The sequence below is a fragment of the Leclercia sp. M50 genome, from assembly GCF_037150775.1.
Lineage (GTDB): Bacteria > Pseudomonadota > Gammaproteobacteria > Enterobacterales > Enterobacteriaceae > Enterobacter.
Genome location: NZ_JBBCPK010000169.1, coordinates 1 through 5,034 on the forward strand (window position 1 = coordinate 1; position 5,034 = coordinate 5,034).

The 5,034-nt window shown below is 59.6% G+C and carries 5 protein-coding genes and 1 pseudogene; all 6 read left to right on the plus strand.

Annotated elements, in window-relative coordinates:
• A pseudogene (gene recR, locus WFM46_RS22685) lies at positions 1 to 115 on the plus strand (recombination mediator RecR); the annotation flags it as partial.
• Between the two features lie 34 nt (positions 116 to 149).
• Complete coding sequence (rhaS, locus tag WFM46_RS22690; protein WP_103177531.1) at positions 150 to 1,136, plus strand: rhamnose ABC transporter substrate-binding protein; 987 nt, start codon at positions 150 to 152, stop codon at positions 1,134 to 1,136.
• Positions 1,137 to 1,204: 68 nt separating this feature from the next.
• A complete protein-coding gene (locus WFM46_RS22695; RefSeq protein WP_336998606.1) occupies positions 1,205 to 2,707 on the plus strand; it encodes a sugar ABC transporter ATP-binding protein in 1,503 nt (500 codons plus the stop codon).
• Positions 2,707 to 3,711 carry an ABC transporter permease gene (locus WFM46_RS22700; RefSeq protein WP_103177533.1) on the plus strand — a complete coding sequence of 335 codons (1,005 nt, stop codon included), beginning with the start codon at positions 2,707 to 2,709 and terminating at the stop codon, positions 3,709 to 3,711. The genes WFM46_RS22695 and WFM46_RS22700 overlap by 1 nt, the downstream gene beginning before the upstream one ends.
• Positions 3,708 to 4,712 (plus strand): ABC transporter permease, encoded by a 1,005-nt coding sequence (locus tag WFM46_RS22705; RefSeq protein ID WP_336998607.1) that lies wholly within the window; start codon positions 3,708 to 3,710, stop codon positions 4,710 to 4,712. The genes WFM46_RS22700 and WFM46_RS22705 overlap by 4 nt, the downstream gene beginning before the upstream one ends.
• Positions 4,713 to 4,782: 70 nt before the next feature.
• Positions 4,783 to 5,034: iron-containing alcohol dehydrogenase (locus tag WFM46_RS22710; protein ID WP_336998608.1), on the plus strand; the 252-nt coding region annotated here is incomplete at its 3' end.

The following is a 5,034-nucleotide window of genomic DNA, read 5'->3' on the forward strand; positions in this document are numbered from 1 at the left end:
GCAGGCCCTGACCCGCGCCATGTCAGAAATTGGCCACTGTGCCGACTGCCGCACCTTTACCGAGCAGGAGGTGTGTAACATCTGCGCCAATCCGCGTCGTCAGGAAAATGGACAAACCCTACAAAACTCAATTAAGTGGAGTAAAAGCAATGAAAATAAAGACAAGCTTGATCCTCACCGTTGCCGCCCTGGCGTTGTCCGGTTCTGCTTTAGCTGAAGTGAAAATCGCCCTGGTGGCGAAATCCTTAGGTAACGGCTTCTTTGAAGCGGCAAACGTGGGTGCCCAGGAGGCAGCTAAAGAGTTGGGGGATGTCAAAGTCATCTATACCGGCCCGACCACCACCACCGCAGAAGCGCAGATCGAAGTACTGAACGGGTTGATCGCTCAGGGTGTCGATGCGATCGCCATCTCCGCCAACGATCCTGACGCCGTGGTGCCGGTGCTGAAAAAAGCGATGCAGCGCGGGATCAAAGTGGTCTCCTGGGATTCCGGCGTGGCGAAAGCCGGGCGCCAGATCCACCTCAACCCTTCTAATAACGCGCTGATTGGCGAGACCAATGTCAAGCTGGCGGCCGACGCGCTGAAAGCGCTGAATGTGGAGAAAGGCGACGTGGCGGTGCTGAGCGCTACCCCTACCTCTACTAACCAGAACACCTGGATTGCCGAGATGAAAAAGGTGCTGCCGCAGTACCCGTCCGTCAATCTGGTGACCGTGGCCTATGGCGACGATCTCTCTGACAAGAGCTACCGCGAAGCGGTTGGCCTGCTGAAAACCTACCCGGATCTGAAAGTGATCGTCTCCCCGTCGTCAGTCGGCATCGTGGCGGCGGCGCAGGCGGTGAAAGACCAGGGCAAGATCGGCAAAGTGTACGTCACCGGCTTAGGGTTGCCGTCTGAAATGGCGGGCGCGGTGAAATCCGGCGCCAGCAAGAGCTTCGCCATCTGGAACCCGATTGACCTTGGGTATGCCGCGACTTACTTAGCGGATGATCTGGTGAAAGGCACGGCGACCAAAGACGAAGCCAGCATGGGCAAACTGGGCAAAGTGAAGCTGGATGCCGACGGCAACGGCGCGATGGCGGAGCCGTTCGTTTACGATGCCAGCAACATTGATAAGTTCTCGAAAATCTTCTGATGCGTTTTGTAGGCCGGATAAGCGTAGCGCCATCCGGCCTACAAAATCCCCTATGGTGGAGAACTATCATGACCCCATTACTGGCACTCAACGGCATCACCAAGGTTTTCCCTGGCGTGCGTGCCCTTGAGAACGTGCAGCTTGAACTCTGGCCCGGCAAAGTCACCGCGTTGATCGGTGAAAACGGCGCGGGCAAATCGACGCTGGTGAAAGTGATGACCGGCATCTACCAGCCCGACGAGGGCGAAATCCTCTATAAAGCGATCCCCATCCAGCTGCCGACCCCTGACGCGGCGCACAAGGTGGGGATTACCGCCATCCACCAGGAGACCGTGCTGTTCGATGAGCTGTCGGTCACCGAAAATATTTTTGTCGGTCAGTATATCTATAAAGGCTTTTTCAAAAAGCTCGACTGGCCGGAGATGCACCGCCGGGCGCAGGCGATCCTCACCCGTCTGGAGGTGCAGATTGACCCGCGCGCGACGCTGAAAACCCTGAGCATCGCCCAGCGGCATATGGTGGCCATTGCCCGTGCGCTCTCGTTTGATGCCCAGGTGGTGATCCTCGATGAGCCCACCGCCGCCCTGTCGCAGCATGAAATCCTCGAGTTCTATCAGATTGTCGAACGCTTAAAGCAGGAGGGAAAAGCCATCCTCTTTATCTCCCACAAATTCGACGAGATTTTTGAGCTGGCGGATCACTACACCATCCTGCGCGACGGTGTGTTTGTCGGCGCCGGGGCCATCAACGACATCACCGAAGAGCGGATGGTGGCGATGATGGTGGGGCGCGCCATTACCCAGACCTTCCCGAAGGTGGAATGTGAGAAGGGCGACATCGTCCTGGAGGTGCAGGATCTCTGCCACCCCACCGAGTTCGCCAATATTTCGTTTACCCTGCGCAAAGGCGAAATCCTCGGCTTCTATGGCCTGGTAGGTGCCGGGCGTACCGAGCTGATGCAGGCGCTCTCCGGCGTCTCGCGCCCCTCCTCCGGCAGCATTGTGCTGAACGGCAAAGCGCAGCATTTCCGCCAGCCGGCGGACGCCATCAGAGCCGGGATCGTCTGCGTGCCGGAAGAGCGCCAGAAGCAGGGGGCGATTATCGAGCTGTCGATTGCCCAGAACATCAGCCTGCCCCAGCTTGGCAAACTCAACGCCAGCGGCGTGCTGAACGACGCGCGCGAGTGGCAGCTGGCGGATGAATATGCAAAGCGGCTACAGGTGAAAGCCTTTAGCTGGAAACAGGCGGTGGAAACCCTCTCTGGCGGCAACCAGCAGAAAGTGGTGATTGGCAAATGGCTGGCGACCCATCCTGACGTCATCATTCTGGATGAACCGACCAAAGGGATCGATATCGGCTCCAAAGCGGCGGTGCATCAGTTTATGTCCGAGCTGGTCGGTCAGGGGCTGGCGGTGATCATGGTCTCCTCTGAACTGCCGGAAGTGATGGGCATGGCCGACAGGATCATCGTCATGCATGAAGGGTTAATGGTGGCGGAGCATCAGGCGGGGGGCGCGACGGCGGAAGCCATCGTCAGCGCCGCCAGCGGTGCCAGACAGGAGGCCGCATAATGGTGCAACAACTGCTTAAACACCGCGAGGCGCTGCTGGCGGCGGTGATTGTGCTGATGGTGATCGCCATCGGCACCCGCGTCCCGTCGTTTATCGCGCCGGGCAACCTGGTGGAGATGTTTAACGACACCTCGATTCTGATCATCCTCGCCCTCGGCCAGATGATGGTGCTGCTCACCAAAGGCATCGACCTGTCGATGGCGGCCAACCTGGCGCTGACCGGGATGATTGTCGCCCTGATTAACTTTCATTACCCCGAGGTGCCGGTCTGGGTGCTGCTCATCCTTGCGACGGCCCTGGGCCTGCTGATGGGCGTTATCAACGGTCTGCTGGTGTGGAAGATGGGCATCCCGGCGATTGTGGTGACGCTTGGCACCATGAGCATCTACCGCGGGATTATCTTTCTGCTCTCCGGCGGGGGCTGGGTCAACTCTAACCAGATGGGGGCCGATTTCCTCGGCCTGCCGCGTGCGTCGGTGCTGGGTTTACCGGTGCTGAGCTGGTGCGCCATCGCCGCCCTGCTGCTGGTGGGCTATTTCCTGCGCTACAGCCGCACCGGGCGGGCGCTCTATACCGCGGGCGGTAACGCCACGGCGGCGTACTACACCGGGATCAACGCCGGCAAAATGCAGTTTGTCAGCTTCTGCCTCTCCGGGGCGCTGGCCGGGTTCTGCGGCTATCTGTGGATCTCGCGCTTCGCGGTGGCCTATGTCGACGTGGCGAACGGCTTTGAGCTTCAGGTGGTGGCGGCCTGCGTGATCGGCGGCATCAGCACCATGGGCGGTACGGGCCGGGTGTTAGGTTGCCTGTGCGGGGCGCTCTTCCTCGGCGTCATCAACAATGCCCTGCCGGTGATCGGCGTATCGCCATTCTGGCAGATGGCGATTTCCGGGACGGTGATTGTGATTGCGGTGCTGCTCAATGAACGCGGCAACAAGCGCAAAGGACGGCTGATCCTGCGCGATGCGGCGCTGGCACGTCAGAAACAGGCGGTAAGATCATGAGTAAAGTGATGACCTCTGAAGAGATGAAAAATACCCCGGCTCCGGCGGGCATTTTCCAGCACCTGCTATGCTGGGAGGGTTTTCTGCTGGCGGTCACCCTGGCGGTGTTCGTGGGCAATGCCCTGGCCTCCCCGTACTTCCTGAATATCTGGAACCTGTCGGATGCGACCTTCAACTTCACCGAAAAGGCGATCATCGTGCTGCCGATGGCGATGCTGATTATCGCCCGGGAGATTGACCTGTCGGTGGCCTCCACTATCGCCCTGAGCTCCACGGTGATGGGCTTCTGCGCGGCGGCGGGGCTGGATACACCGTGGCTGGTCTGCGTGGGGTTAGGGGTTGGCCTGCTGTGCGGGCTGTTCAACGGCCTGCTGGTGACCCGCTTTAACCTGTCGTCGATTGTGATCACCATCGGCACCATGAGCCTCTATCGCGGCATCACCTACATTCTGCTGGGTGACCAGGCGCTTAATAGCTGGCCGGAGAGCTTCGCCTGGTTCGGCCAGGGATACGTCTGGGGTGCACTGTCGTTTGAGTTCGCGCTGTTTATGGTGCTGGCGGTGGTGTTTGCCTTCGTGCTGCACAAAACCAACTTCGGGCGTCGTACCTACGCCATCGGCAATAACCCCACCGGGGCATGGTATTCCGGCATCAACGTCAAGCGTCACAATCTGATCCTCTTCGCCCTGGTGGGGCTGATGGCCGGGCTAGCCTCGGTGCTGCTCACCTCGCGTCTGGGCAGTACCCGCCCGACGATTGCGATGGGCTGGGAGCTGGCGGTGGTGACCATGGCGGTGCTTGGCGGGGTCAATATTCTCGGCGGGTCCGGCAGCATGGTAGGCGTGATTATCGCCGCCTTCCTGATGGGGCTGGTCACCTTCGGCCTGAGCCTGCTCAACGTGCCGGGCATCGTGATGTCGGTAATTATCGGCGCGATGCTGATTGTGGTGATCTCCCTGCCGATCATCACCCGCCGCGTGATGCAGCGAAGACGGATCTAGTGCCGGGTGGCGCTGTGTACAAGCGCAGCGCCGCCGGGCATAAAAATCACCGTAATTAAGGAGAATTATCATGAGCTTTATGTTGGCGCTGCCGAAAATCAGCCTGCACGGCGCAGGCGCAATCGGCGATATGGTTAAGCTGGTGGCAAACAAACAGTGGGGCACCGCGCTGATTGTCACCGACGGTCAGCTGGTAAAAATGGGCCTGCTCGACAGCCTGTTTACCGCCCTCGACGCAGAGCAGATGTCGTATCACCTGTTTGACGCGGTCTTCCCGAATCCGACGGAAGAACTGGTGCAGCAGGGCTTTGCCGCTTTCCAG